Source organism: Gilliamella sp. BG7, assembly GCF_046635565.1.
Classification (GTDB): domain Bacteria; phylum Pseudomonadota; class Gammaproteobacteria; order Enterobacterales; family Orbaceae; genus Gilliamella; species Gilliamella apicola_P.
This window is the reverse complement of sequence record NZ_JBIDFB010000003.1, coordinates 59,518-78,162: the sequence shown is the minus strand read 5'-3', so window position 1 is coordinate 78,162 and position 18,645 is coordinate 59,518. Positions and strand designations below refer to the sequence as shown.

Below are 18,645 nucleotides of genomic sequence, written 5' to 3'. Positions count from 1 at the left end.
CTTTTTGGTACTAAAAAGTGTGGGCATACCAGAATTTTTATATCAATAAATATATTCGTTTTAATATGTTATAAATATAAAACATTTTTGGTTCACATTTATTGTATATGCAACATTAACATGTTTTTATTAATAGCAATACACACCTGATTTTAGTAAACTTGTCGATGGTTATCTACGATAAAAGGAGGTGTTTTTTAATGCATATACATTTTATTATTCATGAGGCTTTTGAAGCACCTGGAGCTTATGAACAATGGGCTCTAAATAATCATCATACTATAACTTATTCTCGCGTTTACCTAAATGAACCACTTCCTAATAGCATTGATGATATCGACTTTCTTATTGTTATGGGCGGTCCACAGTCACCATCAACCACCAAACAAGAATGTGCTCATTTTGATTCTAAAGCAGAACAATCCATTATTTTATCTGCAATAAAAGCAGAGAAAGTAGTCATTGGTGTATGTCTTGGTTCACAATTAATCGGTGAAGCGTTAGGGGCAAGTTATAGCAACAGCCCAGAAAAAGAAATTGGTAAATTCCCTATTAGACTAACTCAAGTCGGTAAAAAAAATCTTTTATTTTCTGATTTTGGTAGCACATTAGAAGTAGGTCATTGGCACAATGATATGCCCGGTTTAACCAAAGATGCTCAAATTATTGCTTATAGTGAAGGGTGTCCTCGTCAAATCATTGTATACAGTAAATTTGTTTATGGGTTTCAATGTCATATGGAGTTAACACCTGAATTGGTCGAATTATTAATTGCCTATTCAAAAAAGGAATTTAGCCAAGCAGAAAAATACCGCTTTGTCGATACACCTGATAAGCTTCGCTATCATGATTATACTGAAATGAATCAAAAACTTTTCACTTTTCTCGATAAATTGAGCCAGTTTTATCATTCATCTTTAGGGAACTAAATTCAGTACAATAAAATATAGCAACACAAAATATATTTAATTGATAGTAAGTAAAAGGAAACCTGATTAATAAAAACCATGCAATTATTTATATAAACTCCATTTATAGCAAATAATGAAGACGAATTGAAAAAGCAATAGTCATTCTGATAACAGATAGTCACTAACTATCTAAGTGATAGTTTGAGAGCTATACTAATAGCCCGTATACTCATGAAATAAAGTAGTTAATAATACCTAATATATGAAAGGAGCAAATTTCATGGCTTATACTTTACCCCCATTACCTTATGCTTATGATGCATTAGAACCTTATATTGATTCTGAAACTATGCATCTTCATCACGATAAACATCATCAAACCTATGTGAACAATGCAAATGCCATTCTTGAAACTTTGCCAGCTGAATTAAAAGAATTTTGCCCTAGTACTTTGTTAAAAAATTTAGATAAAGTACCTGCTGACAAAATCACGGGTATTAAAAATAACGTAGGGGGTCATGTTAATCACACTCTTTTCTGGGAACTATTAAAAGTTGGTACTGAACTAAAAGGCGACCTAAAAGCGGCCATCGAAAAAGATTTTGGTTCGGTTGATGCATTTAAAGAAAAATTTGCAGCAGCGGCAGCAACTCGATTTGGTTCAGGTTGGGCTTGGTTAGTATTACAAAATGGTAAACTGGAAGTTGTTTCTACAGCCAATCAAGATTCACCGATAATGGGCGAAAAATTTGCTGGTGTTTCTGGTACGCCGATTTTAACACTAGATGTTTGGGAACATGCTTATTATTTAAAATATCAAAATCGCCGTGTTGATTACATTGGTGCATTTTGGAATGTAGTTAACTGGGATAAAGTTGCTGAGCTATACGCTGAAGCAAAAAAATAACTTGATTGTACTCATATTCTTTTCACCTTAAACAATGGCGCCTAGTGCGCCATCTTTTCTTTTCGAGCACTGAGTCAAAGTCAAAAATAGTAATTGGCAATTGCTAAATTATGCCCAAATCCGCTACAATGAACGCTTGTTTAATAAATCATAAAACTGAGCAACTCCATTTAAATCATGTTTGAAATTAATCCAGTTAAATCAAAGATAGCAGAACTTACCGAACGCACAGCCGTGATTCGGGGGTATCTTTGACTATGATCTAAAAAAAGAACGGCTCGAAGAAGTCAATGCCGAGCTAGAGCAATCCGAAGTATGGGCCGATCCAGAAAAAGCACAAGCGTTAGGTAAAGAACGCGTTGCACTTGATGAAATAATCAATACTATTCATTCATTAACTCAAGGTCTTGACGATGTTGAAGGCTTGCTTGAACTTGCTATTGAAGCTGAAGATCAAGATACTTTCAATGAAGCTAATTTTGAACTTGAACAGTTAGAGAAAAAACTGGCTGGACTTGAATTCCGACGAATGTTTTCTGGTAAATATGATAGTGCAGATTGTTATTTAGATATCCAATCAGGCTCTGGGGGAACTGAAGCACAAGATTGGGCAGAAATGTTACTTAGGATGTATTTACGCTGGGCTGAATCAAAAGGTTTTGCAACTGAAGTGATGGAAGTATCGGATGGTGATGTTGCTGGTATCAAATCGGCAACGATTAAAGTATCGGGTGATTATGCTTACGGTTGGTTACGCACAGAAACTGGAGTACACCGCCTAGTTCGCAAAAGTCCATTTGACTCAGGCAATCGACGCCATACCTCGTTTGCTTCTGTATTTGTTTATCCTGAAATTGATGATGATATTGATATCGACATTAACCCTGCCGATCTCCGTATCGATGTATACCGTGCGTCAGGCGCTGGTGGTCAACATGTAAATAAAACCGAGTCTGCTGTACGAATCACTCATATTCCTACGGGCATTGTTACTCAATGTCAAAATAACCGTTCACAACACAGCAATAAAGATCAAGCAATGAAACAGTTAAAAGCAAAACTGTATGAGCTTGAGATGCAAAAAAAGAATGCCGAAAAACAACAAATGGAAGAAACTAAATCTGACATTGGTTGGGGAAGCCAAATTCGCTCTTACGTACTTGATGATTCGCGTATCAAGGATTTGCGTACTGGCGTTGAAACTCGTAATACACAGGCCGTATTAGATGGCGATTTAGATCAATTTATTGAAGAAAGCTTAAAAGCAGGTTTATAAACCGCTTGGTTATAAATAAAAGGTAAAACTATGTCAACAGAGCAGCAAGATCAACAAAACCAAATTGAAGAGTTAAATAATGAACTAAAAGTACGTCGCGAAAAGCTCGCTCATCTTCGCGAACAAGGTATTGCTTTCCCTAATGATTTTCGCCGTGATGCGATTTCTAGTGATCTCCATAAACAATATGGCGATAAAACTAACGAAGAACTGATTGAAAAGAAAATTATTGTAACTGTGGCTGGCCGTATGATGATGCGTCGTATTATGGGTAAAGCCTCGTTTGTTTCTCTACAAGATGTTGCTGGACAAATCCAACTTTATGTTACTCGTGATGATCTCCCTGAAGGTTTTTATAACGAGCAATTTAAAAAATGGGATTTGGGAGATATTGTCGGCGCTAAGGGTTACCTATTTAAGACTAAAACTGGTGAGCTTTCTATTCACTGTGAAGAAATTTGTTTATTAACTAAAGCTCTTCGCCCATTACCTGATAAGTTTCATGGACTTGCCGATCAAGAAATGCGTTACCGTCAACGTTACTTGGATCTTATCACAAATCAAGAATCAAGAGAGACGTTCAAAGCACGTTCAAAAGTGGTCAGTGAAATTCGTAACTTTATGATTGAAAACCACTTTATGGAAGTCGAAACGCCAATGATGCAGGTAATTCCGGGTGGTGCATCAGCTAAACCCTTTATTACGCATCACAATGCGCTTGATTTAGATATGTATATGCGTATTGCGCCAGAACTTTATCTAAAACGATTAGTTGTAGGCGGCTTTGAGCGGGTATTTGAAATTAATCGCAACTTCCGAAATGAAGGCGTATCACCAAGACATAATCCAGAATTTACCATGATGGAAATGTACATGGCTTATGCTGATTACAAAGATCTGATCGTATTAACAGAAACATTATTCCGTCGTTTAGCTATTGCGGTAACAGGTGATGCTGTTGTGCAATATGGCGATCATACTTTTGATTTTGGTAAACCTTTTGTCAAAATGACCATGCGTGAGGCTATCTGCCATTACCGTCCAGAAACCAATAATGCAGACTTAGATGATTTTGATAAAGCTTGTGCTATTGCACAGTCAATTGGCATTAAAATTGAAAAAGGTTGGGGACTTGGTCGTGTTGTGACTGAAATTTTTGAAGAAGTGGCTGAATCGAACTTAATTCAACCAACTTTTATTACCGAATACCCAGCAGAAGTATCACCGCTTGCTCGTCGTAACGACGAAAACCCATTTGTAACAGACCGATTCGAGTTCTTTATTGGTGGTCGTGAAATTGGCAATGGATTCTCAGAACTCAACGATGCCGAAGATCAAGCTCAACGCTTTGCTGATCAAGTATCACAAAAAGATGCAGGTGATGATGAAGCGATGTTTTATGATGAAGATTATATTACAGCGCTGGAGCACGGCTTACCGCCAACAGCAGGACTTGGGATCGGTATTGACCGTACCGTGATGCTATTTACCAACAGCCACACGATTCGTGATGTAATTTTATTCCCAACCATGCGTCCAATCAAATAAAACCGCTTATCACTACTTATCACTAAAAACACACTTATTTTTTGATAAGTGTGTTTTGATACTTAAATACATACTTTCCTGAAAGTTTTTAACAAAATCTAGCTGTTTTTTAGATTATTTTTTTGTAAAAAATATTCAGGATTCTATACCGTTTCGCGATTTATTATAAATATCGTTGGCTATAAAATATTCAACGATATATAAGGAGTTTAAGGACTTTAATGAGTACCTGTCGACTTTTCTTGACGAGGTAAGATCAGGTTTAACACAATAGCTAAAATACCGCACAAACTAATACCTTGCAGTGTATAAGAGCCAAAATCAAAGATCATCCCTCCAATACCAAAAACTAAAACTAATGAAACAATACACATATTACGCGGTACAGATAGATCGACTTTATGTTTCACTAAGATATTAATGCCCACTGATGCAATAGAACCAAACAGTAACACCATAATCCCACCCATTACTACAGTTGGAATTGAACTTAAAAATGCACCAATTTTTCCGATAAAAGACATTAAAATTGCCCAAAAAGCTGCCCATGTCATTACTCGAGTTTTGAAATTGCGAGTTAGCGTTACTGCACCAATCACTTCTGCATAAGTAATACACGGTGGTCCACCAAAAAATCCAGCCATCGAAGTTGCTAGCCCATCACCAAGTAATGTACGCTGTAAACCGGGATCGCGTGTATAGTCTTTACCTGTTACGGCGCTAATAGCCATAATATCGCCAACATGTTCAATGGTTGGCGCAATTACAATCGGGATCATATATAAAATGGCTTGCCAGTGAAATTCAGGAAAAGTGAAATCGGGAACTTTAAACCATGGTGCATCAATAATTGGTTGGAAGTTAACAATACCAAACATGCAAGAGAGCGTATAACCAACTACAATACCTGAAATAATAGGTAATAATTTTAAAAAACCTTTTGCCCAAATGGCAACCACTAAAGTTGTTAATAATGATACCATTGAAATAATAATCAATTGATAATTTTCAGCTTGCAGTCCACTGTTTTTACCCATTGCCATACCTATAGTAACAGGCGCCAATGATAAACCAATAACCATAATAATTGGTCCAGTTACAACTGGCGGTAAGATACGATCAATAACATGTTTACCATTTATTTTTACTAAAAAAGCAAAAAAAATAAATACAAATCCAGCAGCTATTAAACCGCCTAAAGTAGCAGGAATCCCCCATTGAGTAACACCAAATGAGATGGGAGCAATAAAAGCAAATGATGACGCTAAAAATACAGGAACTTTCCCTTTAGTTGTCAATTGAAATAATAAAGTACCTACTCCAGCAGTAAAAAGAGCTACATTCGGGTTTAACCCTGTTAATAGTGGAACTAACACCAATGCACCAAATGCGACAAATAACATTTGCGCTCCAGTAAAAATATCTTGCCAAGAATGCTTATGCAGTGATGTTATATTTTTTGTTTTATCTGTTGTGATATTGCTCACATCTCGCCTCTCTTACTTAACGAAGTTTATTGTATAACTTACCTGATTAACAGGCATAAAAAAACCGGATTAACCGGTCTAAATTTTGAGATTTTATTTTGTGCCGAAGATTTTGTCTCCAGCATCACCCAGTCCAGGTAATATGTAGCCTTTTTCGTTCAACCTCTCATCAATCGATGCCGTATAAAGTTCAACATCAGGGTGAGCTTGTTCAAGCACTTTAATACCTTCTGGTGCGGCAACTAAAACTAATACTTTAATATTTTTACAACCTGCTTTTTTAAGCAAATCGATTGTCGCCACCATTGAGCCACCTGTAGCTAACATTGGATCAACAACTAAAGCCATTCGCTCTTCAATATCCGAGGTTAATTTCTGGAAATAAGGAACAGGTTCTAACGTTTCTTCGTTACGATAAAAACCCACAACACTAATACGCGCACTTGGAATATGCTCAAGCACACCATCCATCATACCTAAACCCGCACGCAAAATAGGCACAACCGTAATTTTTTTACCTTTAATTTGCTCAACTTCAACAGGCCCACACCAACCATTTATGGTGACTTTTTCAGTAGGGAGATCAGCCGTTGCTTCATAAGTTAATAAACTGCCAACTTCGCTGGCAAGATCACGAAAGTCTTTGGTACTAATATCGTGTTCACGCATTAATCCAATTTTATGACGTACAAGAGGGTGTTTTACTTCAACTATTTTCATGGATGGCCTCAGTGTTATTTTCTATAATCTGTTAGCTGGTATAAATAACCACTGAGCGATAATTCTAACATAGTTATCACTTTATGAAAACCTGAAATCAACAGCCTTATAGGCAATGTAAATATTGATAAAAAAATAAAAATAAAAAATTCAACGATAAAAATCAGTTTTATTTTCGTTTTTTTTTCATTAGAATAGCCACAATAGCCGTTCCAAATAATTTATTTCAGTAATTAATTTAAAAAAGGAATATAGGAATGAATTGGTTTATTGATTGTATTACAAAAAATTATGCAAATTTTAATGGGCGAGCGCGTCGTAAAGAATATTGGATGTTCGCTTTGTTCAATTTTATTTTAACCTTTATCGCAGCAATCATTGATAAAATGATTGGAAGTCCCTTAGCTATAACTGCTATCTTAGCGTTGGCATTACTCCTCCCTAGTTTAGCTGTTACAGTACGCCGCTTACATGATACAAGCAAATCAGGTTGGTGGGTTTTGTTACAACTTATTCCATACATTGGTATTATTATTATATTTGTATTCTGCGTACTAGATTCAACACCAGGCAGGAACCAATACGGTGAAAACCCTAAAGGGTTATAATTTACTAATAACCTTATTACTAAAGGTGGTAAGGTTAAATCATTATCAATGTCATCTTCTACCTTATTAAATACTTTCTCCGTTTAAATACTCAACAGGTAAATCAATCACTTTTTTATCAATTTGTTCACCATTAATCCGTTTTAATAACAGCTCCGCTGCAATTTTTCCCATTTCAATTCTTGGTGTCTGTATAGATGCTAGTTTGGGATTCATAAATTGACCAATTTGATGTCCATGAAATCCAACAATCGCTATTTGTTTTGGCACTTCAATTCCCATCCGTTGGCACTCAAGTAATACCCCTAAAGCTAAGTCATCATTAGTACTAAAAATACCATCAACACAAGGAAAATCTTTTAAAATTTGATGCAAAAATCTTGACCCTAATTCATAAGATGATGCTTCTTTAGTCGCTAGCGTTCTAGGTGTTAATCCTGCTTCTTCCATAGCCTTTTCATATCCTTTTTGACGTATAATACTTCGTTGATCTTGTCTTGCACTAAAATAGACAATATTACGGCGGCCTTTATCTATCATTTTATCAATCATATTCTTGGTTACAGTAAAATTATCAAATCCAACAGCCATATCAATACAAGGTGAAACACTGTCCATAATTTCAACCACAGGAACACCCGAAATTTCAATCATCTTTAATGTTGCTGGAGTATGTGTTCTTTCCGTTAAAATTAACCCGTCAATATTATAAGAAAGTAATGAGCGTAAACGTAACTCCTCTTTGTCAGCACTATATCCGGTATGAGTGATCATGGTTTGATATCCTCTTACATCCGTCATCATCTCAATACCTTTTAAAATATCGGCGAAAACCTGATTGGTTAAAGAAGGGAACACAATACCAATGGCATTACTTTTAGCGTTAGACAGCATATCGGGAGCTTTATTGGGAATATATCCTAACTTATCTATTGTGGCTGAAATTTGTAATTGAAGTGGTTTAGATACAAGATTGGGATCGCGTAAAAAACGACTCACTGTCATTTTACTAATCCCGATTAAATTTGCAATTTCCTGCAAACTTGTTCGACGTCTTTTATTATTACTCATGTTTGTTTTTCCGCTAGTCTTGGTTGCCAATCTATTGCTTTTTTACCTTGTTGCATAATAAGATCATTCGCTTTGGAAAAGTGCTTACAGCCAAAAAATCCACGATGAGCTGATAACGGTGATGGATGCACCGATGTTAAAACATGATGTTTTTGGCGATTAATAAACTGCCCCTTTTTTTGTGCAGGAGATCCCCACAATAAAAAAACCACACCTTGAAGATATTCATCGATTGCCGCTATCACATTATCAGTAAAAGTTTCCCAACCTATTTTTGCATGAGAATGCGCTTGCCCAGCTTCGACAGTCAACACATTATTTAATAGTAATACACCTTGAGTAGCCCAAGAAGCTAAATAGCCATGAGAAGGAATTGTAAAACTATCAATGTCGGTTGCTAGTTCTTTATAAATATTAACTAACGATGGTGGTGTCTTAACTCCGGGTAAAACAGAAAAAGAAAGGCCGTGAGCTTGATTGGGACCATGATAAGGATCTTGCCCTAAAATCACCACTTTGATTTGATCAAATGGTGTAAAACGAAACGCATTAAACACATCATGCTGAGGCGGGTAAATTATCTTGCCATTAGCACGCTCAGCCATTACAAATTGCATTATTTGTTGAAAATAAGGTTTTTGTTTTTCTGCACCAATAACTTCATGCCAAGTCAATTTTGTTGTCATCTTTTGATATCACTCATCAATAATGCCAGTGTTTCTGGCAATAACTAATATATTTCTACATAATAACCTATCACAAAAGAAAATAGAAATTAAAGGCATTACTTATCGAATTAATAGCTTTTTTTGACTTTTATCAATCTTTTAAAGTGATATATTAACCCTAATTATTTTAGGGCAATAAGGTCCCGTTAGGAGGATTTAAAATGATTACAGGTATCCAAATTACTAAAGCAGACAACTCAGCACTTCTAAATTCTTTCTGGTTATTAGACGACTCTACAAAAGAAGCTCGTTGTATAGCTGCTAAATCAGTTTATAAAGAAGATCAAATCATTCCAACTGCAGAACTTGGTCAATTCGAATATCGCGAAGTTCCATTAGATGTTGCTCCAACTGTAAAAGTTGAAGGAGGTCAACATTTAAATGTGAACGTTCTTCGTCGTGAAACTTTAGAAGACGCTGTAAAACACCCAGAAAAATACCCACAATTAACAATTCGTGTTTCTGGTTATGCAGTACGTTTTAACTCATTAACAGCAGAACAACAACGTGATGTTATTGCTCGTACATTTACAACTAAAATGTAAGTGCGACAAGAGCGCACTTATTTAGCCTAACTCTTTGATTTTTAATTAAAAAGTTAGGTAGGTTAATTAAGGTGAAGAACTTTAATTAGCCACCCTCACAATGTCTGAGTAGGGCGTTATACATGTCCGAAAGGACATTGTACAACCTGTATTCAGTAAAGAATATGTTAAAGTCTGTGAGAGACAAATCTCATACTTTAAAGAACAAAATTCTTTGGACAATTCATTTAATCATATCTGATATTCTGGAAGATTCCAAGGAGTTCAATAAGAGTTTATTGAATCGACCAAGGAAACGAAAGAACCCACAGCGTATAGTTTAAGCTAGAATTGACCTATTGTGAAGTTATAAGTGCATAAGCTGTTATTATCATTGTTGAAGTACAATTGCTTATAAATTAGGTAAAAGTGCGAGCTCAACCTGTTATATGACTAACAGTAGCCTAGGGATAGTGCGAGACTGGTAACGGTCTGGTGCGGAGCTTCCTGACAATGTACCCCCTTGAGGAATAGCAAGGTTAATGCGTATCGTGAGGTAACATTAGGTAATGACAAGTAGCATGTCATGAGGGGCTAGGCTAAATAGAAAGATGAACGTAAGTGAATTGTTGATAAACGTCGTGATAGTTGAAGAGCTTAAGCTACTGACAAGCTCTAACCAAAAAGGTATATAGTGGGATATCTCTTTTTACATTGGGGATACGTCATCATAAACACTATCGGCGAACAGACAACATCTTAACTATTTGTGTGATAATAATGGAACTTGGTAAGCCTGTATTTCCGCCCTAGGGCAGGTAGAGCGTAAGCGATACTGTTGGGGGTGCAGGTAAGGGAGGTTAGAGAAAGCGAATGATTGGCTGTAATGGCTGATATAGGGTATGAAACATGACCTAACCCGAAAGGGTGCAGACTTCTAACTGGTCTTTCATCGTAAGATGTTGGCAAATCCTTTTGTGGTCATTTCTTCGGGAATGATTGGGTGAGGACAGGAAATAGGCAAGTGAAAACAAGCCCATTTCCCTACTCTAACAATTCACCATGTGACAGAGAAGTAGAATTTATTTGGTAACCTGAATAATTCTTCTTTCTCTCACAGGACGAAGAAATTATTCACACAAAACCAAGTAGATTTCTGCTTATTTCTGTTACTACAGGAGTAAGTATGAAAGAGTACTCTAAGTCTAACGAAAAAGTTAAAAGTAGTCCAGCTCCAGCGACTCCTAACATGAATGAGCTATGGCACAAGATTGATTGGGTCAAAGCAACAAAGCATGTTAAAGGGTTGCAGGTACGGATTGCGAAGGCAACAATTGAAGGTGACTACCGTAAGGTTAAACGCTTACAACGGTTACTGACACGCTCAACGTATGCTAAGCAATTAGCGGTGCGGAGAGTGACAGAAAACAGAGGTAAAAGAACGGCAGGGGTTGACAAGGTAACATGGTCAACACCAATGAGTAAATGGAAAGCCATTGCAACGCTGACAAGTAAAGGATATAAACCCATGCCATTAAGGCGAGTTTATATTCCCAAGTCTGACGGAAAGAAACGCCCTTTGGGCATTCCGACCATGAAAGACAGAGCAATGCAAGCGCTGCATTTATTTGCTTTACAGCCTGTAGCCGAAACGACAGCAGATAAAAACTCGTATGGATTTCGTGTCAATCGCTCAACGGCGGATGCGATAAGCCACGTGCATAAGATATTTTCACGCAAAGGGAGTCAAATGAGACAAACGGCGCAATGGGTATTGGATGCGGATATACAGGGTTGTTTTGACCATATTAGTCATGATTGGTTAATAGCCAATATTCCGATGAATAAACGGATATTAGCAAAATGGTTAAAATCGGGCGTTGTGGACATGGGACAGGTTACACGGACGGCAGAGGGTACACCACAAGGGGGTATCATCTCACCAACTTTAGCAAATATGGCACTAGACGGCATTGACGAGCTATTAACTAAACACTTTGGTGTAATTGGAAATAGACAACGGCGAGCTAATAAGGTGTACATGGTTCGATATGCGGACGATTTTATTATATCGGGGAGTTCGAAAGAATTACTTGAAAATGAAGTTCTGCCAATAATGCGGGAATTTTTGAAAGAGAGGGGATTAACCTTATCGGAAAAGAAAACTCACGTTGTTAATATCGAGCAAGGATTTGATTTTCTCGGTTGGACGGTGAAATCATTTAAAGGCAAATTGTTGATTAAACCTAGCAAAAAGAATGTGAAAGCATTTTATCGCAAGGTGAAAGAAACAATAAGTGCCATGAAAATGGTTAAACAAGACATACTAATAGGAAAATTAAATCCAATGTTAAGGGGATGGGCTAACTATCACCGCAGCATTGTTGCTAAAGAGACGTACAGTAAAGTAGACTATCTAGTCTGGCAAGCGATTTGGCGATGGTGTTGTCGAAGACACAGTAACAGGCGGAAACGATTTGTTAAAGCGAAATACTTTACAAAGATACAAAGCAGGGACTGGATATTTGGCACACATACAACGAATCGGCACGGCGAAAAGATATGGACTGAATTACTGTTTTGCAGTAGGACAGAGATTAAACGTCATGTTAAGGTAAAATCGGAATATAACCCGTTTTTACCTGAATGGGAATTATACGGCGAAACGTTATACCAAAAACGGATGTACGAGGATTATTCGCACAGAAGTCAATGGCAAAGGTTGTATAAGGAACAAAAAGGGCGTTGTGGATTATGTCATCTCCCTATCACAAAAGAGACGGGATGGCATGACCACCATATTATATACCGTGTACAGGGTGGAGATAATAAACTGAAAAACAGGGTTTTATTACATCCTGTATGTCATACTAAAGTTCATGCACTGAAGTTAGACGTATTGAAACCGACTTAGCAATAAGTTAATAGGAAGGCTTGAGCTGTATGCGGAGAAATTCGCTCGTACAGTTCTTAGGGGGCGGCGACACAGTAATGTGTCGTTGCTACCCGACTTTATTAAATAATAAATATTTAAACCCAGCAAATGCTGGGTTTTTTATGCTTAAATAATAATTAATACAATCCTGACTTACTTAACTGTAGGAAAACGCCGAAGGAAAGGCACTTTATGATTAGAATAATACCCTAAAAACTCATAAGGAGTTTTCTCAGAAATTGTTTTATGCGGTCTTACTATATTATAAAGTTAATGCATTGCTTAAGATTTTATTTTCTATCTTTTAAATTATTAAATATTGTTGATTAGCTAAATTTCTATTAAAGTGCATATCATTGTTTCTGCTTTTCAATTCGTTTATGGCCAAGCAGATTTAGAAACTTTTTGATTAAAGGAAAGTGGTTTTTGTATATGAAGTAATTTACTAAGTGTTTTTTCACTTAGAAGTTGGCTCCTCCAACAGGACTTGAACCTGTGACATACGGATTAACAGTCCGCCGTTCTACCGACTGAACTATGGAGGAACCGAAATGTAGTGCGCATATTATAGATTTAATGGTGCTATGTCAATAGTTAAATTATTTTAAATGTTTTTTTGTGTAAAATTTCCTCCTTTTATTATCATTCAAGTGTTAGGATTGTCTTGAATAAATGGCGTTGTCTAAGTAATTGCTGTGGGTGCGATCCTAGTTCATGTTGTGGAATAATCTGATTTAGATCGCGATAATAATCAACCCAATAAGATAAAATCTCATTTGTCGCTAAATCTTTAAAATTCATTGGATATAATGCGAAATAATCATTACCTTGCTCAGTTTTAAAGGCATAAGTAATTAGTTCACTGCAATAAAACCCATCTGCATTGGGATGAAAGCTGTGATTGTAAGGTGAACCCAAGCATTTCTTTACCCGTCTTAATGCATTTTGAATAACAACTAAATCATGGATTCTACCAATGATATTGTGCTTAGCTGCACAAATAAAATTAGTAAACGATTGTTCAATCACGCCATAGTTTTGCGTTGCTTCAATAACGGTATTATTTCCAATATATAAACCAACATGATTAATACTTTTGGTTATTTCATCTATCTTTGACAATGCACCTGAAAGGCTTACAGCGCCATTAAAAGCATTATTTTTTTTTAGGCTTTGGAAGATAATATCTCCACATTGGATATTATTGTTTTTTAGCACGATAGCGCCATAGCGAAAACATTACACAAGTTGCAATAATAAATTTAAGCGCATCCACACCAACAAATGGCAGATAACCCACTTTTAAAGCATCAATTAGCGTGATGTGTAAATAGCCCATTAAATAGACAACGCCAAATACAAATAACAATTGATGCGCACAAGCGAATGCAATTAAACCTAAAATAAAGTGACGATCATAACCTCTTTCTGCTGCAAACCCTGCTAAATAGGCACTAAATACATAGCCATATAAGTAACCTGAAGATGGTGATGCTAACGCCATAATTCCACCACTACCATTGGCAAATAGCGGTAACCCAATTGCACCTAAAATAAGGTATTGGATTATTGCTAATGCACCTAGTTTACGACCTAAAAAAGCACCAATTAACAATACAGCCAATGATTGTAATGTAAATGGAACAGGGTAAGTTGGAATACTAATGTTAGCGGCTAATCCTAAAAGTAATGCTGCACTTGTTGTGGTTAATAATTTACGTTGCCAAGAAGATAAATTTACAAGTGTAGTGATAAATGTTGGATAATACGAAGTCGGTTGAAGTTTCATTATTTTCTACCTTTTATATAAATAGTAGAACTATAATAGCGCAATTATTATTGTTGTAAACTTTTTTGTTTTTAATTTGTTTACATTGGAGTGGGATATAGGATATTTTTATCACACTCTAAAATAAAGAGTGTGATAATTAAAATAATTTGTTACTTAAACTAAGTAAGGATTACTAACTCGTTCATGACCAAAACTAGACATAGGTCCGTGGCCTGGTACAAAAATAAAGTCATCCCCAAGTGGTAATAATTTATTAGTGATTGATGAAATTAAATCGGCATGGTTGCCTCGTGGAAAATCAGTTCTTCCTATACTACTTTTAAATAATACATCGCCGACAAAAGCCAGCTTATCCAAATGGTTAATAAAAACAATATGTCCCGGAGTGTGACCCGGGCAAAAAAGTACATCAAGGCTAATATTACCAACTTGAATCTGCTCACCTTCTTTTAACCAACGATCAGGCAAAAAGCTATCAGTATAAGGAAAACCGAATTGTGTACTTTGTTGTGGTAAACTTGTTAATAGAAATTCATCTTCTTGGCTTGGTCCAATAATCTTCACATCATAATGTTTAGCCAATATAGTTGCAGCACCGACATGATCCAAATGTCCATGGGTTAATAAAATCTGCTTAATATTAACGCCTAGCTTTTCAACCGCTTTTATAAGCAGTTCGGGTTCACCTCCGGGATCAATAAATGCACCTTCCATGGTTTGATCGCACCAAATGATGCTACAATTTTCTTGGAAAGCTGTAACTGGGATGATTTGGTACTGGAACATAGATTTATCTCCTTATTTCTTGCTGATGATTGGTTAGATTTTGTCCGTCTTCTTTTTTTAATTGTGCAAAAATAATGCTTGATAAAACGGTAATCATACCAAGTATAACAAATGTTAACTGAAATGAGTGAATAGTACTTGTTGTGGTGCTAATTAAGCGTAATAAAACAGCACCCAATCCGGTACCAAAACTAATTGCTAATTGTTGATTTACTGCCATTAAGCTATTGCCACTACTTGTATTGTCGTTTTCTAGATTAGCTAAGGTTATGCTATTCATGGCCGTGTATTGCATGGAGTTGATTCCACCGATACAAAATAGCAATAAACTGATAAGAATAAGTGGTGTCGATAAATTTAATACGGACATTAAAATAATCATTATGCCAGCTAAAATTGTATTAGTAACTAGTACGAAACGGTAACCTAAACGTGCTAAAATACGTGGAATAAAGATTCGAGTACAAATTGAAGCAATGGCCATTGGCATCAACATAATGCCGGCAAAAATAGCTGAATAACCAAATCCCACTTGTAATAATAGTGGAATAAGAAAAGGCACTCCTGATATACCTAATCGGCAAATTAAATTTCCGATAATTCCTATTTTGAACGTACGGATTTTAAATAGCGATAGTGGGAATAATGGAGTTTGTTTCTTTTTTGCATATTCACGATAAATAAATAAAAAAAGTAGACTAATTGTCGCAAGTAGTAATGGACAATAATATGTCTGATTTTGGTTTAAAATCTCTACACTCAAAGTGGCGCTAATAAAGCTAATAACAATAAATATAAAGCCTAATAGATCAAAAGGCATGTGTTGGCCTTTTAAGTTAGGCATGTATTTCCAACTAATTATTATACCTAAAATACCAATGGGTAAATTAATAAAAAACACCCAGTGCCAACTTACCATATCAACTAGATATCCTCCCAATACTGGTCCTAAAACGGGACCAATTAATCCAGGAATCGTGGCTGTATTTAACGCAGCTAAAAAATCACTACGCTTAAAAGATTTTATCAATACTAAACGTGATATAGGCACCATCATCGAGCCACCAACACCTTGGATCACTCGTGATATATCTAAAAAAATTAATGAATTAGATAAAGCGCAAAGTAATGAACCCAGTGTGAATAGTGAAACGGCCATGACAAAAATATTTCTAGTGCCAAATTTATCTGATAAAAAACCACTAACAGGAATAAATAATGCAAGGGTCAAAGCATAACTTATCACGGCTGATTGCATATTTAATGGGGACTCATTGAGGTCGTTAGCCATAGTGGGGAGGGCTGTATTTAATATCGAGGTATCAAGTGATTGCATAAAGAATGCAAACGCCGCAATCCACGGTAATATGCGATAGACAAACGGTGGTAACTGTAATTCGCTATTCATTTTAATTTGGCCTAAAATTAATTTAAATGCTAGTGGAGCGGTTGGATATAAGCTCAGAAAATTAAGCTCTCTTACTTAGAGTTGATTAAGAAAGAGAGCTGATGAATGCTATTTTACAATATTATTTGTTAATGATTGGATTTTTTCTTATTCTTTACTGGTTTATCTTGCCAATAACCAGCCAGTAATGAACCTGAAATATTGTGCCAAACAGAAAATACTGCAGCAGGTAGAGCTGATAAAGCTGAAAAGTAGGTAGTGCCTAAAGTAGCTGCAAGGGCAGAGTTTTGCATTCCTACTTCAAGTGACATGGTTCTGCAGGTTGATTCATCAAAACCAAATAAACGTCCTCCCCAGTAACCACCAAGCAATCCTAACGCATTATGAATCACAACTGCAAAGATAACAGTGCCCCCCACTTGGCCAATTTGAGTATGGCTACCTGCTACTACAATACAAATAATTAATAAAATACAAATCATTGATAAAATTGGTAAAAATTGCTCACATTTTTTAACAATAGCATTTAAGAAATGGTGAACAATTAATCCTAATATAATCGGTATTAGTACAATCTGTACAATATGTACAAGCATTCCCCAAACAGGGACTTCAACTGTTGTTCCAACTAATAGTAGTGTTATCAGTGGTGTTATAACTACCCCCACAAGTGTCGAAACAGATGAAATTGTAACAGACAATGCAACATCACCTTTGGCAAGATAAATCATCACATTTGATGCTGTTCCGCTAGCTACGCTTCCAACTAACACCATGCCAACCAATAGTTCTGGTCTCATTGTAAACAGTTTTGATAAAATTAGAGCAGTTAACGGCATAACAATATAATGTAACAAAGTACAAATAACCACCGCTTTAGGTTTGGTGACTACACGTTTAAAATCATCAATACTTAATGTAACTCCCATGGTGAACATCACAAACATGAGTAATTGTGATGTATAGGGACGTATAGGTGTAAAAGTATCAGGAGAAAAATAGGCCATAACCGCACACAAAACTGCCCACAAAGGAAATAATCGGGTGAGGGAGGAAATAGATTGAGCAAATAGTTGATTCAATTGTCTAGCCATATAAACCTACTGTCGTTGGTTTACTAAAATAACTTCATAATAATAGTAAATTTATTTTAGTTGCTTGTTAAATTTTTATTCTATTGATTCCACTAAATAGCGTCAAGGTATTTGTTAAAATTGTGTTAAGTATGTGTTCTGGTGATTCAGTGCGTAATTGTGTCAATATTTTAAAAACCTCAGTGATATATTCAGGGCGATTTGCTTGACCTTGACGCCCACTTAATGGCATGTCGGGCGCATCTGTTTCAAGTACTAGGCTGCTAAGTGGTAATTGAGCAATTGTATTGCGAGTTTTATTCGCACGTTCATAACTAATTACGCCACCTACACCAATATAATAACCCAGCTTAACAAATTGCATGGCTTGTTGATAACTACCTGAAAAACCATGTATTACGCCACAACAAGATAAGTTGGCCTTGTGTAATTCACGGTACATAATATCGTGCGCTTTGCGTGAATGTATTAAAACGGGCAAATCAAACTGTTTGGCAATTGTTAATTGCGACCTAAAAAATAATAATTGTTGTTGCCAATCGATACTTAAATCGTAGCGATCGAGCCCGATTTCACCAATGGCAACTAATTTTTTAGGTTTTGTTTTAACAATATTGGTTAATAGTTCTAAATCAGCCATAGTATGTTGATAGATAGGATGCAACCCCAAAGCGGCATAAAGTTCATGGTATTTATTCGTAAGTTGTAAAACAGCATCAAAATAGTTAGCACTAACTGCGGGTATAATTAACCCAACGATATTCGCTTGGCGAATCTTATTTATTGAATCAGCAAGAAAATCACTAAAAGGTGGAAAATCAAAATGACAATGTGTATCAATAAACATAAT

General features: G+C 36.1%; 17 protein-coding genes and 1 tRNA gene. 7 read left to right on the top strand and 11 right to left on the bottom strand.

Annotated elements, in window-relative coordinates; genetic code table 11:
* Positions 1-200: 200 nt before the first annotated feature.
* From ACGH49_RS03140 to lysS, 4 genes are all read left to right on the top strand, one after another.
* Positions 201-929 (top strand): type 1 glutamine amidotransferase, encoded by a 729-nt coding sequence (locus tag ACGH49_RS03140; RefSeq protein WP_411588220.1) that lies wholly within the window; start codon positions 201-203, stop codon positions 927-929.
* Positions 930-1,191: 262 nt separating this feature from the next.
* Positions 1,192-1,818 carry a Fe-Mn family superoxide dismutase gene (locus tag ACGH49_RS03135; protein WP_034910802.1) on the top strand — a complete coding sequence of 209 codons (627 nt, stop codon included), beginning with the start codon at positions 1,192-1,194 and terminating at the stop codon, positions 1,816-1,818.
* 177 nt (positions 1,819-1,995) lie between these two features.
* Positions 1,996-3,094 (top strand): peptide chain release factor 2 gene (gene prfB, locus ACGH49_RS03130; protein WP_411588219.1). Its coding sequence is split into 2 segments (ribosomal slippage): positions 1,996-2,070 and positions 2,072-3,094, totalling 1,098 coding nucleotides; the frame shifts between segments, so codons are not numbered across the junction.
* A 30-nt stretch (positions 3,095-3,124) separates the two neighbouring features.
* Positions 3,125-4,642 carry a lysine--tRNA ligase gene (gene lysS, locus ACGH49_RS03125; RefSeq protein WP_160407079.1) on the top strand — a complete coding sequence of 506 codons (1,518 nt, stop codon included), beginning with the start codon at positions 3,125-3,127 and terminating at the stop codon, positions 4,640-4,642.
* A 218-nt stretch (positions 4,643-4,860) separates the two neighbouring features.
* Here lysS and ACGH49_RS03120 read toward each other — a convergent pair whose 3' ends face one another.
* Together ACGH49_RS03120 and upp are read right to left on the bottom strand one after the other, a co-directional pair.
* Positions 4,861-6,120, bottom strand: a complete 1,260-nt coding sequence (locus ACGH49_RS03120; RefSeq protein ID WP_411588275.1) for a uracil-xanthine permease family protein — start codon at positions 6,118-6,120, stop codon at positions 4,861-4,863.
* A gap of 102 nt (positions 6,121-6,222) precedes the next feature.
* Positions 6,223-6,849 (bottom strand): uracil phosphoribosyltransferase, encoded by a 627-nt coding sequence (gene upp / locus ACGH49_RS03115; RefSeq protein ID WP_091350428.1) that lies wholly within the window; start codon positions 6,847-6,849, stop codon positions 6,223-6,225.
* A gap of 257 nt (positions 6,850-7,106) precedes the next feature.
* Between upp and ACGH49_RS03110 the strand changes: the two genes are divergently transcribed.
* Positions 7,107-7,457, top strand: a complete 351-nt coding sequence (locus ACGH49_RS03110) for a DUF805 domain-containing protein (RefSeq protein ID WP_411588218.1) — start codon at positions 7,107-7,109, stop codon at positions 7,455-7,457.
* A 66-nt stretch (positions 7,458-7,523) separates the two neighbouring features.
* Here ACGH49_RS03110 and gntR read toward each other — a convergent pair whose 3' ends face one another.
* Together gntR and ung are read right to left on the bottom strand one after the other, a co-directional pair.
* A complete protein-coding gene (gene gntR / locus ACGH49_RS03105; RefSeq protein ID WP_411588216.1) occupies positions 7,524-8,528 on the bottom strand; it encodes a gluconate operon transcriptional repressor GntR in 1,005 nt (334 codons plus the stop codon).
* Positions 8,525-9,214 carry a uracil-DNA glycosylase gene (gene ung / locus ACGH49_RS03100; protein ID WP_411588215.1) on the bottom strand — a complete coding sequence of 230 codons (690 nt, stop codon included), beginning with the start codon at positions 9,212-9,214 and terminating at the stop codon, positions 8,525-8,527. The genes gntR and ung overlap by 4 nt, the downstream gene beginning before the upstream one ends.
* Before the next feature lie 203 nt (positions 9,215-9,417).
* Between ung and grcA the strand changes: the two genes are divergently transcribed.
* Positions 9,418-9,801, top strand: coding sequence for an autonomous glycyl radical cofactor GrcA (grcA, locus tag ACGH49_RS03095; RefSeq protein ID WP_065605996.1), 384 nt, complete (start codon positions 9,418-9,420; stop codon positions 9,799-9,801).
* Positions 9,802-11,029: 1,228 nt separating this feature from the next.
* Positions 11,030-12,694 carry a group II intron reverse transcriptase/maturase gene (gene ltrA, locus ACGH49_RS03090; RefSeq protein ID WP_411588274.1) on the top strand — a complete coding sequence of 555 codons (1,665 nt, stop codon included), beginning with the start codon at positions 11,030-11,032 and terminating at the stop codon, positions 12,692-12,694.
* Positions 12,695-13,184: 490 nt separating this feature from the next.
* Here ltrA and ACGH49_RS03085 read toward each other — a convergent pair.
* The 7 genes from ACGH49_RS03085 to ACGH49_RS03055 form a co-directional block, all read right to left on the bottom strand.
* Positions 13,185-13,260 (bottom strand) — tRNA-Asn (locus ACGH49_RS03085).
* Between the two features lie 97 nt (positions 13,261-13,357).
* Complete coding sequence (locus tag ACGH49_RS03080) at positions 13,358-13,933, bottom strand: YiiX/YebB-like N1pC/P60 family cysteine hydrolase (RefSeq protein ID WP_065561677.1); 576 nt, start codon at positions 13,931-13,933, stop codon at positions 13,358-13,360.
* Entirely contained in the window at positions 13,917-14,504 is a 588-nt protein-coding gene (locus ACGH49_RS03075; RefSeq protein WP_051634174.1) for a biotin transporter BioY, read from the bottom strand. The genes ACGH49_RS03080 and ACGH49_RS03075 overlap by 17 nt, the downstream gene beginning before the upstream one ends.
* Positions 14,505-14,660: 156 nt before the next feature.
* Complete coding sequence (locus ACGH49_RS03070; RefSeq protein ID WP_065561679.1) at positions 14,661-15,293, bottom strand: MBL fold metallo-hydrolase; 633 nt, start codon at positions 15,291-15,293, stop codon at positions 14,661-14,663.
* Between the two features lie 4 nt (positions 15,294-15,297).
* Positions 15,298-16,701 (bottom strand): DHA2 family efflux MFS transporter permease subunit, encoded by a 1,404-nt coding sequence (locus tag ACGH49_RS03065; RefSeq protein WP_051634175.1) that lies wholly within the window; start codon positions 16,699-16,701, stop codon positions 15,298-15,300.
* 128 nt (positions 16,702-16,829) lie between these two features.
* A complete protein-coding gene (gene panS, locus ACGH49_RS03060; RefSeq protein ID WP_411588212.1) occupies positions 16,830-17,795 on the bottom strand; it encodes a ketopantoate/pantoate/pantothenate transporter PanS in 966 nt (321 codons plus the stop codon).
* Between the two features lie 67 nt (positions 17,796-17,862).
* The gene (locus ACGH49_RS03055) at positions 17,863-18,642 is read right to left on the bottom strand and encodes a TatD family hydrolase (protein ID WP_034910812.1); all 780 of its coding nucleotides are present in this window, start codon (positions 18,640-18,642) and stop codon (positions 17,863-17,865) included.
* Between the last annotated feature and the right edge of the window lie 3 nt (positions 18,643-18,645).

What these genes read in the sequence shown, in the direction of transcription:
- ACGH49_RS03140 (WP_411588220.1), top strand. Translation starts at nt 201, where the DNA reads ATGCATATACATTTTATTATTCATGAGGCTTTTGAAGCACCTGGAGCT.
- ACGH49_RS03135 (WP_034910802.1), top strand. Translation starts at nt 1,192, where the DNA reads ATGGCTTATACTTTACCCCCATTACCTTATGCTTATGATGCATTAGAA.
- lysS (WP_160407079.1), top strand. Translation starts at nt 3,125, where the DNA reads ATGTCAACAGAGCAGCAAGATCAACAAAACCAAATTGAAGAGTTAAAT.
- upp (WP_091350428.1), bottom strand. Translation starts at nt 6,849, where the DNA reads ATGAAAATAGTTGAAGTAAAACACCCTCTTGTACGTCATAAAATTGGA.
- ACGH49_RS03110 (WP_411588218.1), top strand. Translation starts at nt 7,107, where the DNA reads ATGAATTGGTTTATTGATTGTATTACAAAAAATTATGCAAATTTTAAT.
- gntR (WP_411588216.1), bottom strand. Translation starts at nt 8,528, where the DNA reads ATGAGTAATAATAAAAGACGTCGAACAAGTTTGCAGGAAATTGCAAAT.
- ung (WP_411588215.1), bottom strand. Translation starts at nt 9,214, where the DNA reads ATGACAACAAAATTGACTTGGCATGAAGTTATTGGTGCAGAAAAACAA.
- grcA (WP_065605996.1), top strand. Translation starts at nt 9,418, where the DNA reads ATGATTACAGGTATCCAAATTACTAAAGCAGACAACTCAGCACTTCTA.
- ltrA (WP_411588274.1), top strand. Translation starts at nt 11,030, where the DNA reads ATGAATGAGCTATGGCACAAGATTGATTGGGTCAAAGCAACAAAGCAT.
- ACGH49_RS03075 (WP_051634174.1), bottom strand. Translation starts at nt 14,504, where the DNA reads ATGAAACTTCAACCGACTTCGTATTATCCAACATTTATCACTACACTT.
- ACGH49_RS03070 (WP_065561679.1), bottom strand. Translation starts at nt 15,293, where the DNA reads ATGTTCCAGTACCAAATCATCCCAGTTACAGCTTTCCAAGAAAATTGT.
- ACGH49_RS03065 (WP_051634175.1), bottom strand. Translation starts at nt 16,701, where the DNA reads ATGAATAGCGAATTACAGTTACCACCGTTTGTCTATCGCATATTACCG.
- panS (WP_411588212.1), bottom strand. Translation starts at nt 17,795, where the DNA reads ATGGCTAGACAATTGAATCAACTATTTGCTCAATCTATTTCCTCCCTC.
- ACGH49_RS03055 (WP_034910812.1), bottom strand. Translation starts at nt 18,642, where the DNA reads ATGTTTATTGATACACATTGTCATTTTGATTTTCCACCTTTTAGTGAT.